Raw genomic sequence first — 25,167 nt, 5'->3', positions numbered from 1 at the left:
GGTATTTTCATACCTACATATTTTTATGCAATCTCTTTGGCTTATTTTTCAACTGTTGTTTTGCTTATTTATTGGTTTCATGTTGGCAAGGCGTTTGCCACAATGGCTAGAAAGAATTGCACTTAAAATTTTGCCTTATTTTACTTATATCCTCTTAATTGCGATCGCCATTGAGTTTTCACAAACCATTCACCGCATCTCAAACCCTACTGAAATTTTAACTCATGCAATTTTAATTTCTATTGCAACCTCTATAGGTGCTTTCCTCTGCTGCTATGTCCTATTTACAGGTATAGGTTACCAACCCTCTCAAGGTAAGGTTTCTATAGCGTTACTCACTCGATCATTGATCAATATTAGTTATGCTTTTTTCGCACTTGCAGCAGGTTACGGATTAGCGGAACTATTTAATCATTTTCACTATACTTTGCATGTCAGCACTTGGAATTTATTACTGGTCTTTATGTTTTTGATTGGTCTGGATCTGGCTTATTCACCACTTGATCGTTCATGGCTCAATTGGAAAATATTACTTGTACCCATCGCCTGTATTATTGGTTCAGTGCTTGGTGCAATCTTGGTTTCTTTTTTTATTCATAGCATCAGTCTTAAAGACTTGATTATGCTGTCACAAGGCTATGGTTTCTACTCTATGACAGGTATTGTCGTTACAGAATTGAAAAATGCTCACTTAGGTAGCATTGCTTTAATGAATGATTTATTTAGAGAAATTTTTGCGATTGTGCTTATGTATTTAATAGGCTGGCGCTATCCTCGTTCAGCCATTTCTTCGGCAGGTGCAACAGCAATGGATGTAACACTACCCATGGTTAAACAAGCTTGTGGTAATGAGTTTATTCCGCATGCGATGGTCAGTGGTTTTATACTTTCAATACTCGCTCCTATTGCAGTGAGTATCTTGGCTGCTTTATAAAATAATGCCAGTCAGTTCAGCATTTTTAATTCTCCCTCTTGCGGAGCTATGCTCCTCATCTTTGAAAAAGGAGGGATGAGCAGCACTGCTGCGCAAGGAATTTAAGATAATTTTAAATTCTCAAAGATTTCCCCTCTTTTTAAAGAGGGGTTAGGGGAGATTCTTATATTAGGATCACCAAATTACTTTTAACTAATCAGTATTAAGTTTAGCATTATAGGACGTTTTTTCGTCATTTTCGATTTTTAAATTCTAAAATAGTTAAGCTTAAAATCGAAAAAACGTAACTTAACCCCAAAAATTAGGAACAAAAAAAATAGGGTAAATTCCCCTATTTTTTGTTTTAAATAAAATCTTCTATTCAAAAATAGATATTTATAAAAATTATAAGGTTGCTAAAATATCTTTCAACATTTGGCTTGGATGTGCAGATTGAGTAATTGGGCGACCAATCACCAAATGCGTAGAACCATCCAGCATGGCTTGTTTAGGTGTCACAATACGCTTTTGATCATCAGCATTCGAGCCTTCAGGGCGAATACCAGGGGTCACTAAAGCAAAATCTTGACCTAAATCTTGACGTAGCATTTTTGCTTCTTGCGCAGAACATACGACACCATCTAAACCACTGTCTTGGGTCAGTTTTGCTAAACGCTTTACCTGCTCAAAGGGTTCAATGTCTAGACCTAAATCACGTAGATCCTCACGCCCCATTGAGGTTAAAACGGTCACTGCGATGAGTTGTGTTTTATAATTTCCAGCTTTTAAGCGTTCAACGCAGGTTTCCATCATTTTACGACCACCTGATGCATGTACATTAACCATCCATACACCTAGGTCAGCCGCAGCACATACAGCTTGAGCTGTCGTGTTTGGAATATCGTGAAATTTTAAATCGAGAAAAACTTCAAAGCCTTTGTCATGTAATGCTTTAACAATTGAAGGGCCTTCATGTGTAAAAAGTTCTTTGCCTACTTTTACACGACAGAGTGATGGGTCAAGTTGATCAGCAATTGCTAATGCGTCATATTGGCTTTTAGCATCCAAGGCAACAATGATACTCAAGAGTCTACTTCCATCACACAAAAAGATGCCACATTATAAAGTTTTTCAATGCTGGTACAAAGGTTTCTACTAAAGTTTCAAGCATTTTATCGCTAAATTTAGATTAATAATAAAATTCAAGTGAATACGATTATTTTTTTAGATTTGTAATTCTGACTGTTCAGACTCAATTTTGAAACAAGATATTATCTTTTGTTCAGGTTTACACTTCATTACTTAGAATAATTACTCTAAATATTTTTGTAATATATAATAAGGTAAATGAACCTCTAATCTATTTAAAATTGATTTCACTTTGAAACATGATGAGATGAATAAATTATAAACTAGAAATTATTTTCTAATATCGCCCTTCTAATTTTCTTCTAAATCAGCAATGATTTTATTTAAAATATCTTAAATAACAGTTAAGTATATTTTAAATAATATTCAATTTTAAATTATTCCGTGATTAAATTGGCAAAAGGTGACACTTTTCGTCATTCCTTTGGAAATTTATTTTAAAAAGTATAATCGCATAAAATATATTAAAAAATATAATTATATATTTGTATTTATTACATTATTTCAACCAAGAACTTTACACTATCATAATTATTACAAGATATAAATTAGTTTATTAACAAAAAAAGTGATTTTTATCACAATTTTTATTGCCATTCGTCAGAAAGAATTTATATTAGGCATGAAATGTTTAGCTCCAAACAGAAAAATTCCTTGTTAGAAATATGTGAATAAGGAACTGTTCAATTATTTTGAGAGAATCTCCATGAAAAAATTTCAATTAGGCTTAGCGGTAATCAGCTTAGGTTTAGCATCTTCTACTGTTTTCGCCGCGGCTGATGGAACTGTTACAATTACAGGAAAGGTTGTAGATCAAACTTGTAATGTTGGTGGTGCATCAGGCAATTACACTGTTGCTTTACCAACAGTTCTTGCATCAACATTACCTGCGAATGCAACAGCTGGTGATACTAAATTTACGATTAATTTAACCAACTGCCCTATTGGCAATGTTGGCGTATATTATGACAATACACACGCAAATATTACTGCAACAGGTCGTTTAAAAAATACGATTGCAACCCCTACTGGTTCGAATGTAGAAGTTCAATTATTAAACTCTGCAAAAACTGCGATTGATCTAACTAAAGATCGTACTGGTCAAAACCTTTTAACAACAAATGTTGCAACTGCAAATGGTAGTGCAAATATTGATTTCTTTGCTCGTTATTTCGCACCTGCTGCTGCAACAAAAGGTGATGTAAATACAGCTGTAACTTATTATGTTGTTTATCCATAATAAAATTGTACTTTCAAAAACATACATAAGTCTGCTAAATAGCAGACTTATGCTTTCTACAAGGATTTGAAATGAACAAAAGACTGATGACTTCATCATTGTTAATGTTATCTAGCTTATTCTCTACTGTTCAAGCAGGTATCGTGATTACAGGTACACGTGTGATTTATCCAAGTGATAAAGAATTCGTATCGGTACAGTTAAGCAATGTCGGTGATAAAGTTGCGTTAGTTCAGTCTTGGGTTGATACCAAAGATTCCATTGCAGATCCTACCACAACCAAAGCGCCATTTATTGTCACACCACCTATTACAACTGTTGATGCTAATAAAGGACAATCTTTACGCATTATCTTCAATCAAAAAGAAAAACTTGCGACTGACAGAGAAAGTTTATTTTGGTTGAATGTCCTTGATATTCCTGCTAAACCTGAAGTGGCAGATGCCAATTATTTACAATTTGCAATTCGTAGCCGTTTAAAACTTTTTTATCGCCCAACGGGCCTTAAAATGGAACAGCAACAAGCTTTTGAAAAGGTTCAAGTGCAACGTACAGGTAATAGTTTAGAAATTAATAACCCAACACCGTATTACTTAAATTTTGGTAAATCTAATTTGGTTTTAAAAAATAGTAGTACTCGTGAAATTACATCACTGACTTATATAGAACCTTTTGCAAAACAGCAGATTAATCTTGATCATTTAGAGAGTGCCAAATCGATACAGCTTTCTTTTATCAATGATTATGGTTCATTATTTACTATAGAAAAGACTTTTTAATACCTTTTAATACTACTCAATTGGAGATTGTTTTTTGAAACATTTAAAACTTAGATATAGTGCTTTAGCGCTAAGCTTATATCTTTGTCATCAAAATGTTGTTGCGCAATCTCCTCAATTTGATAATAGTTTCTTATACGGTCAAAATAGTAAAAATATCGATATCGAAAAATTAATTTCGAGCGATAAAGTTGCTCCCAATGATTATATTCTCGATCTTTATTTAAACGATCGCTATATCACCCGCTCTGTCGTGCATATTACTGATGATCCTAACGATCCTCAAAAGCAGCGTTATTGTATTCCTAGAAACACGGTCAAGCAGTTAGATTTTAATACAAAGTTGATTGATTTAGATAAAGTCACATCTGACTGTATCGACACTCGTTTAATGAATCATGTGGTTTTTTGGAAACTCAATATTGCAGAACAACGAGTCAACATTACCAGCCCTCAAAACATGCTCAATGAAAGACCTTTAGGCTACATCGATCCATCATTATGGGAAAATGGCGGTAATAGTAGTTTTTTAAAATATTATTACAACTATTACAACTCAGATTATGGTCAAGATAATCAACAAGACTCTAGCTTTTTAAATCTGAATGCTGGAGTTAATTTAGGTGAATGGCAATTCCGTCACTCAGGCAGTACCAGTTTTAGCAATGAAAATAATACTGAACAATATGTAAGTTACGAAAATAAACTCTTGCGTGTTTTACCAAGTATCAAATCACAACTGACACTTGGTGATTTTTATACCAATACTAAAACAATCAATAGTAATTCAAGCTTTGCTGTTCGTGGTGTGCAAATTGCGAGCGATGATCGCATGTTGCCAGTCTCTCTACAAAGTTATGCACCCAATATTACTGGATATGCTAAAGGCAATGCCCTCGTTCGTGTTCGTCAAAATCAACAGATTATCCTAGAACGCACAGTACCTGCAGGTGCATTTAATATCACAGATCTACAAACACCGGGTACAGGTGGGACATTAAGTGTCGATGTAATCGAAGCCAATGGTGAAATTCATAGCTTTGACTTACCCTATAACAACTACATACAAACCATACGCGCCAATCAATTCAGGTACCAATTTGCGCTAGGTCGTTTCCGCCAAAATGATAAAGCCTATGATGAACAGTTAATCAATGCATCTTTTGATTATGGTTTAAATAACTTCATGTCGCTGAGTAGCGCTGGACTCATCAGTAAGCATTATCAATCATTTATATTGGGTACAGCCTTAAATACTCAGATCGGTGGTTTTGCATTCGAAGGAAATTATGTAAAAGCCGATTTTAATGAATCTAATCAAAATTTGGATAGCTTCCTTATTAATATGCGCTACAACCTTGCACTAAATGCAGCAAAAACCAATATTAGTTTAAATAGTTCATATTATAACAATGATCAATATTATTCATTTGATGAGGTCATGCAAAGTCGTTATACACAGAATAATACATTCTCAAATGCACTGAATGGTCGCCCAAAATCTTCAAATTACATCCAATTGACGCAAAACTTAGGTCAATCCTATGGTGCATTGTCAGTCAATTACTCGCAATATAAATTCTGGCATGCTGAGAATGAACAAAAATCATTGCAACTTAGTTATAGCAATAACTATAAAGGTATAGGTTATTACTTTGGCTTACAACGTACCGAAAATGACCAATATAAATCCGATAAAGATACCCAATACTTTTTAAATGTAAACATTCCACTTTCATTTAAGAAGCAAAATAGCAATCTTCGATTAAGCAGCGAATTATATCCAGATAATAATGCACTCAATACCAATCAAATTGGCTTATTTGGTAGTTTAGGTGAAAATCAACAACTCGGCTATAATATAAATTATTCTAATAGCAAAGACACCGACTTATTAAGTGGCTCACTAAGTTATAAAACTAGCCCTGTTTATTTGGCATCGACTTATACCACAAATTTTGATCAACAACGCCAATACTCTGTTCAGGCACAAGGCGCGATTGTGGCTCACCGCCATGGTATTACCTTAAGCAATGATTTAAATGATACTTATGCCATTATTCATGCAAAAGGACTAGAAGGTATCAGCCTATTGAATGGCAACAATATCAAAGTTGATCGTTGGGGAAATGCGATTTTACCTTACTTAAATCCATATCAATATAATAGTATCGCCTTAAACCCGAATACAATTCCTTTAAATACAGAAGTGAATGCGACAGAACTACAGGTCATACCAAAATCCAATGCCAGTATTTTAGTTGATTTTAAAGCACTGAAAAGCAATAAAGCATTAATTGAGCTTATACATAATGATTCAGTCATTCCAATGGGCGCTCAAGTGTTAAATGCATCGAATCATGTAATTGCTACCGTTGGACAAGGGCAGCAAATTTTTATTTCTAGCCTTAATGCAGGAACCTATAGCATAAACTGGAATAATTCAAATGCTTGCCAATTTAACATTTCAGATGAAATGTTAAAGCAAAGTCAAAATCAAATTCCTTTTGCTAGTTTTAGCGCAGTATGCAAATAGAATCATTGGAGTGGTAGAATGTTTAAATATAAATTTTTATTTGCTTTATTTACCCTACCTGCCAGTTATTCTGCATTTGCGTGTAACGTAGGTAGCAGTTTCACTGGTGGTTATACAATGCCCACATTAACAGCCAGTACTACAAATATTAATAAATATGAAACCAGCTCTATTCAATCTAATGTTTTTTCACGAGGGGTCGCTACTGTAGATGCCAGTATTTTTAGAGTCTATGATACTTGCTCTCTTAACCCTCAATATATGCGAACTGTTTATGGTACTATTTTCAATACTAACGTTACACAATTCAGTACAGATGTTTATCGCCTGAATAGCAACCCTGCTCTTGGCGTTAAAGTAGAAATGGGCGATGCACCCATGACAGCCACTCTAAAAGTTGTCAATACTGTAGAAACACCCATTTATCAATATGATGGTGATTCACATGGAGTAAAAATAAGAGTCACACTCTATGTTTTACCGAAAACAGCAGCAATGACTTCATATCCTGCTACGATCAATATCAATAAGCTTCAAGTGGCAACCATTAATTTAAGAAGAAACTCTACAGGTGCCCAAGTTTCAACATCTATCCCAGTTTACCTCAATGCGACTGTAAATATCTCTGAGACAACTTGCACGCTTAGTCCTACCGATTATACCATCTCACTACCTGATGTAAGTATCCGCCAATTAGGTCTACCTGGAAGTGAAACATCTTTAAGCAATAATACTGCAACATTGAGCATTAACTGTGCCAACTTAAATAATGGTGGTGGTCGCGAAATCAAAGCCTATATGACCGATACACTCAATCAATCCAATGCAAGTAATATTTTACAAAATCAAACTGGTACAGGTTATGCTACTGGTGTCGGAATACGCCTGCGTGATAAAAGTAATAATATTATCAGTTTAGATCCAAACCAGTCTGAAACAACAAATAAATGGACTTTTGGAAATATGAATACATCTACAATTATTCAGCACATTATTAAAGCCAATTACGTCAGAACCAACAATAACGTCACACCTGGAACTGTTCGTGCACAAGCTTATCTCAATATTGTTTATGATTAATTTTTAGAATAACTTTTCAATAAAAATAATATTCGTGAAAAATGAAGTCTTCCACTTTTCAATAATAAGTTTTGATAAAATTTTATTTTGAACTGCTATAAAAACAAAAACTCCTTATTTTGACCAATAAGGAGTTTTTTAGTACTGCGATTAAAGAGGATTAGAGTTTTTATCTTGAGCGTGTATATCTAATACCGTCTTTTCATGACGTACACTTGCAGCAGCTTCAGCAGCGGCCAATTGTGCAGTCTGAATTTGCTCTTTACGCAGATGATCAATATCTTTGCGTAAACGTCTAATTTCCCAGTTTGTTTGGAACACACGGAAAGCTTGAACACCGATAAGCAATCCTAGAACAATACCAATCGCTAAGGTCAGTAATAGCAATAAACCTAGGCGCATAGCAGGAACTTGAGTAAACCATAAGTCTACAGGTAATTCAGTACCATTGATCAATACCAATGCTAAAGAATAGACAAACACTGCTACCAAAAGCAGCCCTAAGATAAAACGCATAATTACCCCATTCGAATTTTTTATTAATCAGCAGATTCGTTTACTGCATCACGTAGTGCCTTACCAGGTTTAAAATGTGGCACAGCTTTAGCTGCAACTTCTACTGATTTACCTGTTTTTGGGTTGCGACCGACACGCGGTTCACGGTGATGTAATGCAAAGCTACCAAACCCACGAATCTCGATTCGATCATCCGAAGATAATGATGCTATCATTTGGTCAATCATGATCTTAACAGCTTCTTCCACTAAAGGCTCTGCTAAATGTGGATTTTTAAGAGCAATTCTTTCTATTAAGTCAGACTTATTAAGTGCTTCAGTTGTCATTTAAGACCTCATTAATTTTAATGCTAATTGACATACACTAGATAATATCCTTTTTAAATACAAAAAGGTAGCGCAGTAATCATATACTACGCTACCTTTTACACTAATTGAATAAAAAATATTAATTAATTACATTAAATAATACTTCTTAACAATAACTTAGTGATTCATCTGAGCTTTGATCAAGTCACCAATAGTCTTAGGACCATTTTCTTGACCATTTGTTGCAGTTGTTTTCAAGTTAGCAACAGCTTCTTTCTCTTCAGCTTCGTCTTTCGCTTTAATCGACAAGTTGATAGAACGTGATTTACGATCTACATTGATGATTTTAGCTTCAACTTCTTGACCAACTTCTAAGAATTTAGTTGCATCTTCAACGCGATCGCGGTTGATTTCAGATGCTTTCAAAGAAGCTTCAACTTCATCAGCTAACTTAATCGTTGCGCCTTTAGCATCAACTGCAGTTACTGTACCTTTAACTAACGCACCGCGTTCGTTAGCAGCTAAGAAGTCATTGAACGGATCGTTGTTCAATTGTTTGATACCAAGGCTGATACGGTTGCCTTCAGCATCTACAGACAAGATAACCGCTTCAACAGTGTCACCTTTCTTGTAACGACGGATAGCATCTTCGCCTTGTTCGTTCCAAGAAATATCAGACAAGTGAACTAGACCATCGATACCGCCTGGTAAACCGATGAAGATACCGAAGTCAGTGATTGACTTGATCGTACCAGAAACTTTCTCGCCCTTGTCGTGTGACTTAGAGAATTCTTCCCATGGGTTCGCACGAGTTTGTTTGATACCAAGAGAAATACGACGACGCTCTTCATCAACTTCAAGAACCATAACATCAACTTCGTCACCAATCTGAACAACTTTAGATGGGTGGATGTTTTTGTTAGTGTGATCCATTTCTGAAACGTGTACTAAGCCTTCAACGCCTTCAGCGATTTCAGCAAAACAACCGTAATCAGTTAAGTTCGTTACACGCGCTTTAACGATAGAACCTTTAGGATAACGGTTCATGATCGCTAACCAAGGATCTTCGCCTAATTGCTTAAGACCTAGAGATACACGGTTACGTTCTTTGTCAAACTTAAGTACTTTAACAGTAACTTCTTGACCCACTTCAACAACTTCTGAAGGGTGTTTGATGCGTTTCCAAGCCATATCTGTGATATGTAGAAGACCATCGATACCGCCAAGGTCAACGAATGCGCCGTAATCAGTAAGGTTCTTAATCGTACCTGTAACTGTTTGACCTTCTTCAAGTTGAGAAAGTAATGCTTCACGGTCAGCTGAAGATTCAGCTTCCATAACTGCACGACGAGATACAACAACGTTGTTACGTTTAGCATCAAGCTTGATTACTTTGAACTCTAACTCTTTACCTTCAAGGTGAGTCGTGTCACGGATAGGACGAGTGTCTACCAATGAACCTGGTAAGAATGCACGAACTGGACCGATGTCAACAGTGAAACCGCCTTTAACCTTACCAGAAATAACACCAGTAACGATTTCGCCGTCTTCAAAGATTTTTTCAAGCTTAGTCCAAGTTTCAGCACGTTTCGCTTTTTCACGTGATAAAACTGTTTGACCCATACCGTTGTCAAGTGCTTCAACAACAACATCAACAGTATCGCCAACTTGAACTTCAAGTTCACGTTGTTCGTTTAAGAATTCAGCACGTGATACAACGCCTTCAGATTTAAGGCCAGTATCTACAGTTACCCAGTCAGAATCGATACTAACAACGATACCTTGGATGACTGCACCCTTTTCAACGTTGAGGTTTAATTCGCTTTCTTCAAAGAGGGCTGCAAAAGATTCGGTCATGATATACCTAGTAAAGTCAGCGGTCTTGGATCAGACAAGGCCGGTTTAGTTAAACATCCACATAATCCATATAAACTGATCAAGTTATGCTTCTGTTAATATTTAGTTAAATATTCGTTAGTTAGCTAATTTAGAATCGACATAATCAGTCATTAACTGAAACACTTCATCAATGTTCAAACTTGAACTATCAATGATGTAAGCATCAGTTGCTGGCTTGAGTGGAGCGACAGTGCGTTCCATATCTCGCTTATCTCGAGCTTGTATATTTGCTAAAATGTCGCTTATTTTAACATCCAGCCCCATAGCCTGCAACTGTTTTACTCGTCGCTCTGCACGAGACTCAGCAGATGCCGTCAAATAAATCTTCGCTTGAGCTTGTGGGAAAATAGCTGTTGCCATATCACGACCATCTGCAACCAAGCCAGGCGCTTGTGCAAATGCGTATTGGCGATCGACTAATGCAGCTCTAAGTGCAGGAATTGCAGCAACTTTTGAGGCAAACTCGCCCACTCGTTCTGTACGAATAGTTTGGGTTACGTCCTCACCATCAAGCAAGATTTGAGTGCCAGATTCTGAGCTTTTAAAGACAATATCTAAATTTGTTGTAATTGTAACGCTTTGTTGAAGTGTATCTTCATCATCCAAAGTATCCAAAAAACCTTTTTGATGTAATGACAATCCGAGCAAACGATATAACGCACCTGAATCAAGTAAATGGAATTGATAGTGCGCTGCAAGTTTGGCAGCAAGTGTTCCCTTGCCCGAACCACTAGGGCCATCGATCGTGATGATTTGAATTGTCATTGTATTTCCAATTAAACAAAAGATTTTGCGAGTTTCTTAAAGCCAAGTGTAATCGCAAGTTTGAGCTGTGCAAGTATTAATTTACTTACAAATGGTGCACGTGCTTGTAATTCAATCGTATAAGTGACCAATGTTTTATTTGGAGAAATTTCACTAAACTCAATCATGCCAATATGATGCTTAATCAGTGGATTATTGATTAATTTATACTCAATACGCTTATTTACATCAAGTAATGTAATCTGCTCTTGAACAGGTTTAATCGGCCCAAAACCCATGCGACGAATTGAACCCAAACCATCAGGGCGCTCAGCATCTGCAGAATCTTTAACACGTACAACTTGTACAGGTGCAAATGCAATATTATAAGTTGAGTGTTTTGAAAGTAATTCGAACACTTGTGCTACAGGTGCATCAAACGCTTGTTTCACTTGAATTGAATTCATGATTTTCGCCTTTTGTATATTTGCTTTTAAATACTATAGTTTTAAAAATATTAGTTTTGACAATGATTATTGTCATTAAAAATCAACATCATTTTAAATTATTTTTATCTCTCATTTAATGACTTTTGTTGTAATTTTAGTTGTCTTTTTTGCTCACGACGCATTTTAAAAAAGTCTGAAAGCTGCAATGAGCATTGCTCATGTAAACATCCACCGTCAAATTTAAAAACATGGTTGTAGTAACCTGATTCTAACAACTGCCGACTACTCACCAGTGAACCTGCCTTAGGTTCAGTCGCACCAAAAACTACACGCTGAACACGTGAATGAATCAATGCACCTACACACATCGTACAAGGCTCTAAGGTTACATAGAGTGTTGCATCTTCAGGAAGGCGATAGTTTTGAATGGTTTGACATGCATCTCGCAATGCCTGAATTTCAGCATGTGCTGTTGGATCATGTTGGGATATTGGATGGTTATATCCTCGGCCAATGATTTGACCTTGGCTCACGATCACCGCACCGACAGGAATCTCACCTATAGAAGCAGCGAATGCAGCTTGCTCGAAAGCTTGCTGCATCCATTGTTCATCAATGATGTTTTGTTGAATTTCTTCAGACATAACCGCTTAAATTACGCCGTATTGACGTAATAATGCATTCCAACTCTCAATCGTAGTGACAGGTGGATTTTTGGCAAGAATTCCCGCCAATGTCATTGATTCCACTTGCTCCCATTCAGGAGATAAATCTTTATCTACCAAACGAGCACGAACACCTTCAACAAAATCAGGATGGCGTATTTTCCAGTCAGAAATTTGCTTTTCTAACTCGTAAACTTCTGCCCAAGCATGCACTTGACGCCCCCATTGCCATAACAACCATGTAATAGCTGCTGTGCTTGGAGATCCTTTTTGCAAGTTTTCACTGGCTTGACGTAACCAATCACTACGTGCATCACTCAAACCAATGATTGCTTCATAATCTTGTTGGAAATTTACACCACGGCAAACACTATGAATCACATCCAACGAATTTTGTAGCGGCCCAGGAGAAACAGGACGATGCAAACTGTTTAAGGTATCATCGATCGCGCGGAAGTCTCCTGCTGGATAATGATCCCAATCGATATCAACAAGTTTCTGTAACACCACATCACGTTGCGTATCACAAATATGCGTTGCCCAACCAATGCCATAACCACCTGCAGCGGTCATGATTGAACCCGTTAAACCAGTAAATAAACCAATTTGACCACGATCAGCTAAGAAGCGTGTCGCACCAACATCTGGATATAAACCAATATTCACTTCAGGCATTGCTAAGCGAGAATACGGCGTCACTAAACGGAATGGCGCTGCCATAAACAAACCAAGCCCGCCACCCATCACATAACCTTCACCCCATACCACAATCGGCTTAGCGTAGTTATGTAATAACAAATCAAGTGCGTATTCTGTTTCAAAAAAGCGATTGGCAGCATCAACCTCATTATTGATGACCAATTGACGAAGCTTACGAACATCACCACCTGCACAAAAAGCTTTTGGTGTTGTTGAATCTAACCAAATCGCTTTCACAGAATCATCATGGTGAAAATCTTCAAACAACTTCAAGAGTGCTGCAACAATTGACTCGTCAAGTGCGTGCAGAGATTTTGGGCGGTTTAAACGAATAATCCGCCATCCTTGTGCTGCTTCTTCAATAATCAGATCTGGGTGATAATCGTTTATTTCGGGAGAATTTGTCATGCGTCCAGCTGCCAGTCGATTGGCTCAATGCCATGTTGTTTCAGGTAATTATTTGTTTTAGAAAAAGCTTTACAACCAAAAAAACCACCACGATTTGCTGCCAATGGAGATGGGTGAGCAGCTTTTAATACGAGATGTTTTGCTTGATCGATACGCTGTCCCTTTTTCTGAGCATAAGCACCCCAAAGGATAAATACGATATGCTCTCTGCGTTCGTTCAACACATCAATCACTTGATCGGTAAAATTTTCCCAACCTCGTTTTTGATGTGATGTCGGCTGCCCTGCCTCAACGGTCAGTACACTATTTAATAGAAGTACGCCTTGTTGTGCCCATTTGGTTAAATCACCATGTTTAGACACAGGTACAGCCAAATCAGTGTTTAATTCGTGAAAAATATTGCGTAAAGATGGAGGTAGAGCCAATCCTTTCTGTACAGAAAAACTCAATCCATGCGCTTGCTCAGGGCCATGATACGGATCTTGCCCCAAAATCACAACTTTGACATTGTACAAAGGTGTGATGTCAAAAGCATTGAAAATAAGCGAGCTTGGTGGATATATCAGTTTATCGGCATTCTTTTCTGCAACCAAAAAAGCTTTTAACTCATCCATTTGCGAACTGAGTAAAAAGTTTGCCAACCCCTCTTTCCAACTTTGATCTAATCGAACTTGATTTAATTTTGTTTGTTCGATTTCAGTCAATTGCATTTATCTTCATCCTAAATCTTTCATCAATGCGTAAAATGGTTTCTCTCTAAAACCATTCATTAAACTTTAACTTGTAAATCCACTTCAGGATTTTGGAATTGAATTCCTTGCTTTAATTTTTCATACATTTCAGGATCAGACCATTCAGCTTGAACTTGTTCTGAAAATACAATTTGATCCAAACTCAACAAGCCCATTTGCGCATTTTCAATATCTTCTTGAAAGCTTTGCGCATAACCTGTATCTGTTTCATGCACAATCACAGAATACACTTCCACATCACCTTCCCCATTTTGGGTAATGGTTGATTTTAAAACTTCCTGAGCAAGAAAGAAAAATACTCTTGAAAATTGCTCTGCCGATGGGGAAACAGGTAAAGCAACCCAACGTGCGCTAAAAGTTTTACAGGCTTGGATATATTCTGGACTATCATCTTGCCAAAAACAGATCGCATGATCGAAACTGTCAAAAATTTCTTTAATTACACCTTTCAGCAAACCAAAGTCATAAACCATTTGACCGTGATCAAGTTTCGAAGCTTTTAGCAATAGCTCAACTTTATAGCTGTGCCCATGTATAGACCGCTTGCAGCGATCTGAAGTGCAATTACGCACAATATGTGCATTTTCAAACTTGAATAACTTACGAATTAACATGTGCCAAATTTTACAAACAAAGCTGTCTAGAATCTCGATTATAAAGCAAAAGTCGCATGCTGAGCATTAAATTTAACGTTTAAAGCAATAGGCAAAAGGCATTGCGCTTAAAAACCTTAAAAATAAAAATAGTGATCTATGCTTATTTACGCAACCAACCTTCTTCCAACATACAACAAACTTTTGATTTATTTTAAAATATTTAATCTAAAAAGGTGCTAAACTTCGTGCATAAATAAAAACTTGTCCTTTATCATTTCGCATTAAATCACTACTAAATTGACGCTTTCTGTTACTTAATAAAACTTCAATATGTGCTTTGAAATAATTAGATTTAACAGCAAAAATTTGCTCAGGGCTTTTCAATATTTCTGACTCTTTATCTTTTAAGCCATCAAATGGTGGCATTTTTAATAGTTCACTCACATTGGCAAAATACTCTAGCTTTGTTTGCCTCGCTTCCAAAGTAGTTTTAACAGCATTTTCATCCAAGCTTTCATCCATGGCTGCCAGAACCATTGCAGGTGCAGTATTCACGTTAATTTTTGTTGTAATATCAGGCAATGCAGAAACATATTGCTCAATTAGATCAAAATTTTTCCCTTCGAAACCCCGCACCTGTTTTAATTCTTCCACACTGGCAAACTTACGATTTGCAGCCAAATATGGCTTTGTTAAACCTTGATAATAATTACTCTCAGCACCCATTGCACCTATGGTCTCATCATCAGGATCTTGCCAATCAATCACTGCTTGGACTGTGTCCGCAGGTAAACCCACACGAACCAAAAGCTTAGAGAAGTAAGCTTGAGCCACAAGATTAGGCTTATTTTCAGCATTTAACAAACTATTTAAATTAAACTTACCCGACTCATCCATTAATTCTCCAGTCACATAGCCATCTTCAACAGGAAATGCAGGCATCGGCTTTGCCCATGTTTCTTGTAAATAATCTGCTTCTTTACTGTTTTGACTGTCCTGTGCCAAAAGCTCTGCAAAAAACGACTCTGCACTTTTAGCATAAAAAACCGCCTGACTTTGACGTTTTAAAAATGCTGTACTTTCATTGGTATAGTTTTGTCTTTTTGCAATCGTTGCAGCAATAATGGTCGCCAATGCCACCATCACCAGTATTGTGATTAATGCAATTCCTTTTTGCTGCTTTATTTGCATAGCGATTTACCTAACGGTTTAAATACCTTAGCCTGCATTGCTAAGTGACCCAATGTTTTGAACATGCTTATATTTAAGAACTTTTATTTAAAAAATCAGTATTTAACAAATTAAAAATCCATTCATATTCCACATCTCGAATCATGACTTTAATTTTCAATCCAGCAGGTAATTGATTGATATCATTTGCATTATCACTTGGCCAACGCTCTAATTCATTTGGATTTAATACATTGATTTGAAACTGCTCTACATCAGTCAATAATACACTCGACAAGGGTTGTTCTGAGCGCACTCGATTAAGATTTGAATATTTTAAACGATATAATTTTTTTTCTTGTTGATTATAACTGTATTCGACACGCTCATAAGGTGATACACCTTGCTTAAGCGGGTCAGTGACACCAGCTTTACTAAACGATAAGCGCTGATGATCTAAATACAAAGCAGGCTCCATAGTACCAGCATTGTTTGCTGTAACAGGGATCATTTGCAGAGTATCTCGTTGAATTTGTTGATAAGCACTTTGCAATTGGCCTAAATTTTCTTCATGCATTGCATTACGATCTTTGACTTTGATCAAATAATCAAAAATTTTCCAGCCTAATGCTGAAAGTACCGCAAAAATCGCAATCGCAACCAATAGCTCGATTAAAGTAAAACCTGATCTTTTAGGTAAATATGAAGATTTTTTGTTATTTTGCATCTGCACTTTCACGATTGTTTTTCTTTAATAGGATAATTAAAAAACACCATATTGGTGATGCCCGCTTCGACTTTACCCGTATCATGATTAAAAAGACTGACTTGTACATCTATTTTTTGCACATCTGGGCTAATGGTCGCTTCTGCTGTTTTATCCACCTGCCACGTTTCGCCTTGTGCAGTAATCTGTTTAGAAGATGTTCCTGTTAACCATTCTTTATTAATGATCATTTGAGAAATTTCATTCTGTGCAACAAACTGTGCTTTGGTACGTAAAATTGAGTTCGCTGTTGATTGTGTATATTGCATCGCTACTTTGGTTAGTGCCATTGCTGCAACTGCAAAGATTGCTAAAGCAACCACCACTTCAATCAAGGTAAAGCCTTTATTTTTCTTCATCTACTTTACCCAAATAATCAACACGTATCACATCACCCACAGGATTTTGATCATAATACATCTGAATGGTGACAGGTTTGGCTTCACCATTGCCAAACCAAATTAATTTAGGTGCATTATTTCCCAACAAATCAGTATTACTGGCATTTTCAAACTGATGATCTTCAGTTTCAACAACAAATGAGACATGATCAGGCAACGTTCTTTTTTGAAAATCCGTTACGTCTTTCCAAGGTTTATTTTCAATGACTTGGATTGAAGATCGCGTTTCTGAGCGAGTAGGAAGATATTCAATGATACCGTATTGTGCCGCAGCGACATCTGTTGCATTTTGAAAATCTAAAGCATAAACACGAGACTGATCACTGGATTCACGATTAATTTGTTTTAAATCGAGCAACAACATTTCACGCGCTTGCATCGCTTTACGTTGATCCAAACCATCGATATTGAGCACAATCAGCGATGCAATAATACTGATAATCACAATAACAACCATCACCTCGATTAAGGTAAAACCTCGAACTGCATGAGATGATGGCAAAGACTTCATATAAATTATGCAACCTGCTCAGAAGATTGCGGATGTTTGGGGATTGCCAAAGCTTGGTCAATAAGTGCAACACGCAATGTGTCACGACAACCTAAATAGCGTTGATAAAAACTTGAATTAAGAATAGCCGCAGCACCATGAGTGATTGACCAAATCGATGCCAAATAATCACGCACACTCATCAAACTTTGAATCGATTCTAAATAACTTTCGGTCATTCGAATAATCAGACGCAGACGCTGTTTACGTATTTGATAGAGTTCACTAAATAAATGATAGATACCCTGCCCAGTCGTAGACAAACGTTCCTCTATTTGATGGAACAATACGGCTCTTTCAGGATGATGTAAGTGATGCAACATAAAAAAAGCCAAGTGTTCTGGAAACGCTTTTTCAGTGTCTTTAATCATTTCCAATAACATGCGTTCATTACGAATAATTAACAACATGTACAATTCATCTTTACTTTGAAAATGTTTATAAAGCGTTCCTTTTGCGAGATCAAGTTCAGCAGCGAGCGCATCTAAAGTCATCCCCGCTTCACCATTTTCTAAAAGCAATTGTTCAGCTACCTGAAAAATTAACGCTTCTCTTGCTCTAAATTGAGCCTGTCGATCCATCTTCACCCGATAAACTCTCTTCTTTATTCTATCCGTTAATCATTTGCCTACAACGCAAGCCAATTATGAAGTGTCCGCAGACGCTTAATTACTTTTGTTTAAGCAGATTTTCAAAATTTTGTGTGGTAATGAAAGCCATTTCCTCTAGTGATTTACCATATACATCACTTAAAGCTTTAGCGACATAAGGAACATACTTAGGCTCATTGGTTTTACCTCGGTATGGCATGGGTGCTAAATAAGGACTATCCGTTTCGATCAACACTCGATCTAGCGGAACTTGTTTTGCCACATCTCTTAGGTCTTGAGCATTTTTAAACGAGACAATCCCTGAAAAAGAAATGTAATAGCCACAATCCAATACTGCTTTTGCGGTTTCCCAATCTTCTGTGAAACAGTGCAAAATCCCATGAGTGGATTGCTCAGCGCGAATTAAATCTACAGTATCATGCTTAGCAGAACGTGTATGCACAACCACAGGTTTTTTTACAATTTGCGAAGCATGAATATGGCGTGCGAAACATTGTTTTTGTTCGGCAATAAATTCAGTGCTGTGAAAATAATCTAAACCTGTTTCACCCAATGCCCAAGCTTTTTCAGCCTGTGCTAATTCAACTAGTTTTTCAACTGTTGCACGCTGCATTACAGCTGGATCTTCACAAGGATGTACACCCACACTATAACCAACATCTGTATGTCGTGCTGCAATTTCAGCTAGTGCAATATGATCATCCAAATCTACAGAAATTCCCATAAATTTAGAGACACCACCCTCACGCGCTTGTTGCAATGCTGCATCAAGATTTCCATCATAAGGGCTTAAATCCAACATGGTGAGATGGCAATGCGTATCAACAAACACAGTCTTTGTCTTTCCTAATCAATAGTTTTAAAAATAATTGTAATGGTCTTACATGGTAAAATTAGGACGATCTAAAGACAGACTTCCTGCAAGCATTTTTTCTGCTTCCATTTTGTAATATGTGCCTTTTTCACCTGATAATTGGATTGCAAAACCTTGTGGTTTAATCCCGTTTTGCTTTTGCGAAATCCAAATCACTTTCCCTGTTAAAGGTACTTTTTGTGATTGCTCTGGTAGTCCTGCCAAAACAAACACTTCGTCGCCCATCTTTACGGCTTGTTTAGAGGGAATGAATAATCCACCACCCTGAATATAAGGCATATAACTGGCTTGTAATGTCGCTCGATCATTAATATTCACCTGAATTAAACCGTTCATACGTGGTGGTTGCATTATTATTTCCTTTTAATATTCAAATGTTATGACACATTCATCAATTGAATAGATAATTGATCAATAATGAGATTACTTTGTACATTTTGCTCTACTTTTAACTTAGATTTCTGTAAATCTTCATAAATTAAAAATAAACTTTGCAAACTATATTGCTCTGCAATTGTACTTAAATCTATATCATCATTTTTAACTGCTTGGTTCAGCTTGACACAAATTATATCCGACAACAAGTATTCAAACATCTGTAAAAAATCAGAAAAACTTAATTCTTTATTCCACTTGGTTGCAAACTGTAACGGCATACTCTTTTGTAAAACCAGTCTTTGCCAATCTTGCAAAAATTCAGCTCTACGATTTAACCAATCCAACTGGGCAAGCGATAAAGCTTGTAAAGGCATATGATTGGATAAATTTAAGAGTAACGGAATTTTTGACTGTATTTCAACAGGGAGATGCTGTTTTAAGTATGCTTCCGATTGAGCAGGTGTAATACGATCCATTGCAAAATGCTGTAAGCGACTACGGATTGTCGCTGGAAGTTTTAAATAATGATCTGCCAATAGAATAATCAGCACTCGATCACCTGGTTCTTCGAGTGTTTTTAAGAGTGCATTGGCTGAAGCAATATTCAGTGCCTCAGCAGGTTGAATAACGATAACACGCCAACCATCAACCGTTTGTTGCACAAATGGCAATAAATCACGAATCTTCTCTATCTTAATTTTTGCATTTTGCTTTTTATTGTCTTCATCCGTTGTGATATTGACATAATTAGGATGGGTATCTGATTTTAACCACTGACAACTACTACACTCACCACAAGCACCAGCTGCGGTTTTATTGAGACACAATACCCAAGACAAAAAATGTTGTGCAAAAGCATGCTTGCCACACCCTTTCTTACCATAGAACAATAAGCCATGTCCTAACTGTGGAAATCGCCCTGTGAGCGTTTCCCATACAGGCTGTTGCCATGGATAAACCTGAGATTGCGTAGCATCCATTGATCTTTAACCTACAAAAGCCATTATTTAAAACAAAGATTTAGCAAAAAACATTCATTTAATATTGAAAATAAAAAAAATCATTCAAATGATGCAAATGAAGATCTATCCATCGCATTTAAGCGATCTAAATCGGCTTGAGTATCTACACCTGGAGGTAAATTCACTTGAGCAACATCAATCGCAATACGATGAGCATTTTCCAATACGCGTAATTGCTCAAGGCTCTCCAATTGCTCCAAAGTCCCCACATCCCAAGTTACATATTCTTGAAGGAGTTTTACACGGTAAGCATATAAGCCCAAATGACGATAAGCATGTTGATGTAACTTTTGCTCTTCCTGTTTTACACCATCACGATCATAAGGAATCGTTGAACGACTAAAATATAACGCTTCATTGAACTTTGACATCACTACTTTCACGATACTATCACGCTGAAATTCTTCAAGATGATGTATAGGCTCACACAGCGTTGACATTGAACAATGTGGTTTTTCTTCCAACAATTTCGCAACTTGAATCACCAACTCAGCAGGTAATAAAGGCTCATCACCCTGCACATTGACAATAATATCGTCTTCCGCCCAACCTTTCATTCGAGCCACTTCACTTAAACGATCTGTACCTGAAGGATGGTTTGGACTGGTTATCACCACATCAACGCCTTCAGCGCGACATAAATCAACAATACGTTGATCATCTGTAGCAACACATAAATCATCGAAACCCTGTACTTTTCTAGCCTGATCCACGACACGTAAAATCATAGCACGACCGTGTATTTCTAAAAGTGGTTTTCCGGGTAAGCGTGAGCTTGCAAAACGAGCAGGAATAACAATATGTTTCATTTAATAACCTTGTATTAAATCAATACCAAGTTGGGTAAGTTGTTTATGAAGTAACTGATAACATGGTTCAGATAATACCGCTTCAACTGGAACAATCCAGATTTCACGATTAAATGAAGGATGTTTATTTAACAAGGGTAATATTTTAACAGCATCTTTTTCAGTTGTAATAATAGGGGTTAAATCCTCAAATTGCAGGTCATCAATTTCATAATCATAATGATCAGGGAATTCATGACATTGAAACTGACGAACACCTATGTCTTCCAAAGTATTATAAAAGCGTTGCGGAAAGCCAATACCTACCACTGCATAAAAATCTTGATTCGGATTAAATTGTTCAGACTGATCAAAAAGCGGATTTAGCAAATAAGGTTCTGCAACCTCTAAATGCATATTTAAATCTGACTGTGGGTGTTGTGCATGCTCAATTACAGTACTGTGTTTTAAACGGCTGACTGGTTCACGCAGATAACCTTCCGGCAATATCCTTTGATTACCTAAACCACGATTATTGTCCAAGACAATCCATTCAATTTGACGCGCTAAAGCCCAATGCTGCAAACCATCATCACTAATGATCAAATCTAGATCATACTGTTTTAGCAACAACTCAATGGTCGCTTGGCGATTTCCACCCACTGCCATCGGAACATGGGTGGATTGAACAATTAAACATGGTTCATCACCGACACTTTCAGGTACAGACTCCAAACCCACTAAAGCAGGAAAAGGGCCCTGCCCGCCATAGCCACGACTAATCACACCGACTCGAACCTGATGCTGTTGAAGATATTTAACCAGCTGAATCAGTAATGGTGTCTTACCACTGCCGCCAACAGTAATATTTCCAATGATCATCACTGGAATGGGTGCTTTAAACTTACGTTTAAGACCGTACTGATATAATTTTTTATTTAAACCAAAACCAAACTGATAAAGCCATGACAATGGGCGCAACACAATCAACCACTTGGCTTTTTTATTCCAAGCATTTTGAATGATTTGCGCAATAGCCATGTACAGTTATTCCTCAAAATTACGTTGATGAAGTTGATAATAAGCGCCTTGCTGAGCTAACAGTTCAACATGTGTACCCTGCTCAATAATACGCCCTTTATCCATAACTACAATCAAGTCAGCGTTTTCAATCGTCGATAAACGATGTGCAATCACGATTGTTGTACGATCACGATCCTGCATTGCTGCATCAAAAGCTTTTTGAATAAAATGCTCTGACTCATTATCTAAAGCACTCGTTGCTTCATCCAAAATTAAGATAGGCGCATCTTTTAAAATAGCACGTGCAATTGCTATACGCTGACGCTGCCCACCAGATAAACTCAAACCTTGAGCACCTAAAGGTGTATCATAACCTTGCGGTAAAGCCATAATAAACTCATGCGCATAGGCTGCTTTTGCCGCTGCAATAACCTGTTCATCCGTTGCTTTATTTAATTGCCCATACGCAATATTTTCACGCACAGTTCGATCAAACAACACCACTTGCTGATTTACCATAGCGACTTGAGAACGTAAACAGGTCAGTTCAATATCTTGAATTGGGATTTGGTCAAGATAAATTTGCCCTGCACTCCGTTCTTGAAAACGCACCAACATATTCACCAAAGAAGACTTTCCGGCACCAGAACGCCCCACTAAAGCGACTGTTTGCCCAGCGCGAATGTCTAAATTAAAATTTTGTATGGCTTTAACATTATCTTTATAAACCAAATCTACATGTTCAAATTTAATTGCACCTTGTAAAGTAGGTTGAAGTGTTCCTGTATTTTCTTCTTGAGGAAGATCTAACAGCTCAAATACTGAATAAGCCGCAGCCATTCCGCGTTGCAACTTTTCGTTAATATCAGTCAAACTTTTTACTGGCTTAGCCAACAAACCTGCCGCAGTAATAAACGCAACAAATTCACCCGCTGAAGTATTTCCTAAAATTTGTGGACGTAATGCCAACCAAATAATAATACTCAAAGCAAAAGCCATCACCAACTGTACAAGTGGGCTATTGAGGTTTTGAACCACAACCATTTTCAAGCCACGTTTTAAGTTTTCTTGTGAGGACTTATAAAAGCGTTGCTGTTCACTTTCTTCACCAGCAAAGCTCTTTACCACTGCATTTCCAGTCACAGTTTCTTGTACGATGTGATTGACATCGCCCATAGTGTTTTGCACTTGCAGAGAAAGCTTACGCAAACGCTTAGACGCTTTACGCACCAAGATTCCAATAATCGGAACACAAATAAAGATACACAGCGTTAAACGCCAATTGGTATAAAGCAAATAGCCCATTAAACCAAGCGTAATAGCACCATCACGAACTAAGATTTTTAATGACTCTGATGAAGCTGCGGTCAACTGCTCCACGTTGTACATAATCTTTGCAGTAATATGACCCGATGAATTATCTAAGTAATATTGTGATGGAAGTTTTAAAAGCTTTGCGTATATTTCTTGACGGATACTAAATACCAGGCTTCTAGAGATGACTGCTGTAAAGTAGCCTCCCATAAATAAGCCTAAACCACGGAAGAAAATAAGTAACACAATTAAAATAGGGAACCAGTCTAAATCACCTCGGTTACCACCTTGAATTGCATCAATAATATATTTCAGCAATTTAGCAACAGAAACCTCTGTCGCTGCATTAATCCCAAACCCGACAACAACTAATAAGGCGATCCCCCAATATGGTTTTAAATACGATAAAAGGCGAATATAGACCTTAAAATCTTGCTTCACTGATTAATAACCTCGGGATGGAACTTTAGTACTAATGTTGACATTCACAAATCCTAGCTGTCCTGCGACATCCATAACTCGTATAACGTCTTGATGTGTTGCTTTTGCATCCGCAGCAATGATAAACATCAAATCACGACGATCATTGGCTGCTTGTTTAATTGCTGTGCTTAAATCCGCACCCTCTTTACTCGAAAGTGCCTGACCATTCACTGCATAATGTCCCGATGAGTCTACCATGACTTCAATCTTGTTTTTATATTCTTTTGGTGGAACACCTTGTGCATCTGGTAACGATAAGTTAATACGACTTTGTTGATTGAATGTCGTCGTTAGCAACAAAATCACCAAAATAAAGAGCAAGCAATCAATCATTGGTGTGAGATTGATATGAATATCTTCTACTGCTTTACGTTTAAATTTCATCTAAACACCCCTTAGGATTAACCAGCTTTTTTCTGATCTTTTTCATGGTGTTTTTGAAAGAATAATGAAGCGTGGAATAAAGTTGATTGTTGTTCCAATTCAGCCACATATTCTTGAACTAAACGTTGAAAATAACGATAAGCAAATAAAGCAGGAATCGCGATGACCATACCCGCGGCAGTCGTGATTAATGCTTTAGAAATCCCCGGAATCATCATAGTTGGATTTGCAGTCGAACCTAAGTCAATCACCAAAAATGATTCAATAATTCCGACAACTGTTCCCAACAAACCCAATAATGGTGCAACAGCACTTAAGGTACCTAAAAAATTAATATTTTTTTCTAAATAGCCAATTTCACGCGATGCAGTTGCTTCCATTTGCGCACGTGCATAATCCTCGCCTTGAGGATAAGCATCAATTCCATCTTTAAAAATATAACCCAATGATGTTTGACCAGCAGATTTATCTTGTTCTATAACATCCAAAACATCATCTAGACTACGCCCTTTTTGCATCATTAACGCTTTAGGGAGAACCAAAGAGCGTTTTAACCGTATAAACCTCTCGATCGAGATTGCGACAGTAAAAATTGAACATAAAACCAATGGCAGCATTAACCAGCCACCTGCCTTTACAAGTTCCCACATCTTAAGTTCCCCAATAACAC

Annotated in this window: 28 protein-coding genes; 5 read left to right on the top strand and 23 right to left on the bottom strand. The window is 37.1% G+C overall.

The window, feature by feature from the left end:
• Positions 1-25 precede the first annotated feature (25 nt).
• Entirely contained in the window at positions 26-934 is a 909-nt protein-coding gene (locus CDA10_RS07425) for a LysO family transporter (protein ID WP_089604970.1), read from the top strand.
• Between the two features lie 384 nt (positions 935-1,318).
• Here the strand turns inward: CDA10_RS07425 and pyrF are convergent, their stop codons facing one another.
• Positions 1,319-1,999 (bottom strand): orotidine-5'-phosphate decarboxylase, encoded by a 681-nt coding sequence (gene pyrF / locus CDA10_RS07420; RefSeq protein ID WP_089604969.1) that lies wholly within the window; start codon positions 1,997-1,999, stop codon positions 1,319-1,321.
• 769 nt (positions 2,000-2,768) lie between these two features.
• Between pyrF and CDA10_RS07415 the strand changes: the two genes are divergently transcribed.
• From CDA10_RS07415 to CDA10_RS07400, 4 genes are all read left to right on the top strand, one after another.
• Positions 2,769-3,302 carry a fimbrial protein gene (locus CDA10_RS07415; protein WP_089604968.1) on the top strand — a complete coding sequence of 178 codons (534 nt, stop codon included), beginning with the start codon at positions 2,769-2,771 and terminating at the stop codon, positions 3,300-3,302.
• A 71-nt stretch (positions 3,303-3,373) separates the two neighbouring features.
• Complete coding sequence (locus CDA10_RS07410) at positions 3,374-4,081, top strand: fimbrial biogenesis chaperone (protein WP_089604967.1); 708 nt, start codon at positions 3,374-3,376, stop codon at positions 4,079-4,081.
• 34 nt (positions 4,082-4,115) lie between these two features.
• On the top strand, positions 4,116-6,617 hold the full coding sequence (locus CDA10_RS07405) for a fimbria/pilus outer membrane usher protein (protein ID WP_089604966.1): 2,502 nt from the start codon (positions 4,116-4,118) through the stop codon (positions 6,615-6,617).
• 18 nt (positions 6,618-6,635) lie between these two features.
• Positions 6,636-7,697: a fimbrial protein gene (locus CDA10_RS07400; protein WP_089604965.1), complete on the top strand. Its 1,062-nt coding sequence runs from the start codon at positions 6,636-6,638 to the stop codon at positions 7,695-7,697.
• A gap of 150 nt (positions 7,698-7,847) precedes the next feature.
• On the opposite strand, the gene CDA10_RS07395 is transcribed toward CDA10_RS07400, so the two are convergent.
• From CDA10_RS07395 to CDA10_RS07290, 22 genes are all read right to left on the bottom strand, one after another.
• Positions 7,848-8,213, bottom strand: a complete 366-nt coding sequence (locus tag CDA10_RS07395) for a lipopolysaccharide assembly protein LapA domain-containing protein (protein ID WP_089604964.1) — start codon at positions 8,211-8,213, stop codon at positions 7,848-7,850.
• 23 nt (positions 8,214-8,236) lie between these two features.
• Positions 8,237-8,539: an integration host factor subunit beta gene (locus CDA10_RS07390; RefSeq protein ID WP_089604963.1), complete on the bottom strand. Its 303-nt coding sequence runs from the start codon at positions 8,537-8,539 to the stop codon at positions 8,237-8,239.
• Positions 8,540-8,698: 159 nt separating this feature from the next.
• Entirely contained in the window at positions 8,699-10,378 is a 1,680-nt protein-coding gene (gene rpsA, locus CDA10_RS07385) for a 30S ribosomal protein S1 (RefSeq protein ID WP_089604962.1), read from the bottom strand.
• Between the two features lie 117 nt (positions 10,379-10,495).
• Entirely contained in the window at positions 10,496-11,185 is a 690-nt protein-coding gene (gene cmk, locus CDA10_RS07380; protein ID WP_089604961.1) for a (d)CMP kinase, read from the bottom strand.
• A gap of 11 nt (positions 11,186-11,196) precedes the next feature.
• Positions 11,197-11,631: an SRPBCC family protein gene (locus CDA10_RS07375; protein ID WP_089604960.1), complete on the bottom strand. Its 435-nt coding sequence runs from the start codon at positions 11,629-11,631 to the stop codon at positions 11,197-11,199.
• 104 nt (positions 11,632-11,735) lie between these two features.
• On the bottom strand, positions 11,736-12,257 hold the full coding sequence (tadA, locus tag CDA10_RS07370) for a tRNA adenosine(34) deaminase TadA (protein WP_089604959.1): 522 nt from the start codon (positions 12,255-12,257) through the stop codon (positions 11,736-11,738).
• Between the two features lie 6 nt (positions 12,258-12,263).
• Entirely contained in the window at positions 12,264-13,385 is a 1,122-nt protein-coding gene (locus CDA10_RS07365) for an enoyl-CoA hydratase/isomerase family protein (RefSeq protein ID WP_089604958.1), read from the bottom strand.
• A complete protein-coding gene (ung, locus tag CDA10_RS07360; RefSeq protein ID WP_089604957.1) occupies positions 13,382-14,095 on the bottom strand; it encodes a uracil-DNA glycosylase in 714 nt (237 codons plus the stop codon). The genes CDA10_RS07365 and ung overlap by 4 nt, the downstream gene beginning before the upstream one ends.
• Before the next feature lie 59 nt (positions 14,096-14,154).
• Positions 14,155-14,751: a 6-pyruvoyl trahydropterin synthase family protein gene (locus CDA10_RS07355; RefSeq protein ID WP_089604956.1), complete on the bottom strand. Its 597-nt coding sequence runs from the start codon at positions 14,749-14,751 to the stop codon at positions 14,155-14,157.
• 207 nt (positions 14,752-14,958) lie between these two features.
• The gene (gspK, locus tag CDA10_RS07350; RefSeq protein WP_089604955.1) at positions 14,959-15,924 is read right to left on the bottom strand and encodes a type II secretion system minor pseudopilin GspK; all 966 of its coding nucleotides are present in this window, start codon (positions 15,922-15,924) and stop codon (positions 14,959-14,961) included.
• A 73-nt stretch (positions 15,925-15,997) separates the two neighbouring features.
• Positions 15,998-16,630 carry a type II secretion system minor pseudopilin GspJ gene (gspJ, locus tag CDA10_RS07345; protein WP_089605185.1) on the bottom strand — a complete coding sequence of 211 codons (633 nt, stop codon included), beginning with the start codon at positions 16,628-16,630 and terminating at the stop codon, positions 15,998-16,000.
• A gap of 8 nt (positions 16,631-16,638) precedes the next feature.
• Complete coding sequence (gspI, locus tag CDA10_RS07340) at positions 16,639-17,028, bottom strand: type II secretion system minor pseudopilin GspI (protein WP_089604954.1); 390 nt, start codon at positions 17,026-17,028, stop codon at positions 16,639-16,641.
• Positions 17,015-17,581, bottom strand: a complete 567-nt coding sequence (locus CDA10_RS07335) for a prepilin-type N-terminal cleavage/methylation domain-containing protein (RefSeq protein ID WP_089604953.1) — start codon at positions 17,579-17,581, stop codon at positions 17,015-17,017. Before CDA10_RS07335 ends, gspI begins: the two co-directional genes overlap by 14 nt.
• Before the next feature lie 5 nt (positions 17,582-17,586).
• Positions 17,587-18,201 carry a TetR/AcrR family transcriptional regulator gene (locus CDA10_RS07330; RefSeq protein ID WP_089604952.1) on the bottom strand — a complete coding sequence of 205 codons (615 nt, stop codon included), beginning with the start codon at positions 18,199-18,201 and terminating at the stop codon, positions 17,587-17,589.
• An 88-nt stretch (positions 18,202-18,289) separates the two neighbouring features.
• Positions 18,290-19,063 (bottom strand): TatD family hydrolase, encoded by a 774-nt coding sequence (locus tag CDA10_RS07325; protein ID WP_089604951.1) that lies wholly within the window; start codon positions 19,061-19,063, stop codon positions 18,290-18,292.
• A 48-nt stretch (positions 19,064-19,111) separates the two neighbouring features.
• The gene (locus CDA10_RS07320; RefSeq protein WP_089604950.1) at positions 19,112-19,456 is read right to left on the bottom strand and encodes a PilZ domain-containing protein; all 345 of its coding nucleotides are present in this window, start codon (positions 19,454-19,456) and stop codon (positions 19,112-19,114) included.
• Positions 19,457-19,482: 26 nt separating this feature from the next.
• A complete protein-coding gene (locus CDA10_RS07315) occupies positions 19,483-20,463 on the bottom strand; it encodes a DNA polymerase III subunit delta' C-terminal domain-containing protein (protein ID WP_089604949.1) in 981 nt (326 codons plus the stop codon).
• Between the two features lie 80 nt (positions 20,464-20,543).
• On the bottom strand, positions 20,544-21,314 hold the full coding sequence (gene kdsB / locus CDA10_RS07310) for a 3-deoxy-manno-octulosonate cytidylyltransferase (RefSeq protein ID WP_089604948.1): 771 nt from the start codon (positions 21,312-21,314) through the stop codon (positions 20,544-20,546).
• Complete coding sequence (gene lpxK / locus CDA10_RS07305) at positions 21,315-22,334, bottom strand: tetraacyldisaccharide 4'-kinase (RefSeq protein ID WP_089604947.1); 1,020 nt, start codon at positions 22,332-22,334, stop codon at positions 21,315-21,317.
• Positions 22,335-22,340: 6 nt separating this feature from the next.
• Complete coding sequence (gene msbA / locus CDA10_RS07300; RefSeq protein ID WP_089604946.1) at positions 22,341-24,071, bottom strand: lipid A export permease/ATP-binding protein MsbA; 1,731 nt, start codon at positions 24,069-24,071, stop codon at positions 22,341-22,343.
• A gap of 3 nt (positions 24,072-24,074) precedes the next feature.
• Positions 24,075-24,497 carry an ExbD/TolR family protein gene (locus CDA10_RS07295; protein WP_089604945.1) on the bottom strand — a complete coding sequence of 141 codons (423 nt, stop codon included), beginning with the start codon at positions 24,495-24,497 and terminating at the stop codon, positions 24,075-24,077.
• Positions 24,498-24,514: 17 nt separating this feature from the next.
• The gene (locus CDA10_RS07290; protein WP_089604944.1) at positions 24,515-25,147 is read right to left on the bottom strand and encodes a MotA/TolQ/ExbB proton channel family protein; all 633 of its coding nucleotides are present in this window, start codon (positions 25,145-25,147) and stop codon (positions 24,515-24,517) included.
• Positions 25,148-25,167 lie beyond the last annotated feature (20 nt).

This window comes from Acinetobacter piscicola (assembly GCF_002233755.1).
GTDB lineage: Bacteria > Pseudomonadota > Gammaproteobacteria > Pseudomonadales > Moraxellaceae > Acinetobacter > Acinetobacter piscicola.
Note: the sequence above shows the minus strand (reverse complement) of the source record. Positions and strands in the feature narration are given on the sequence as shown.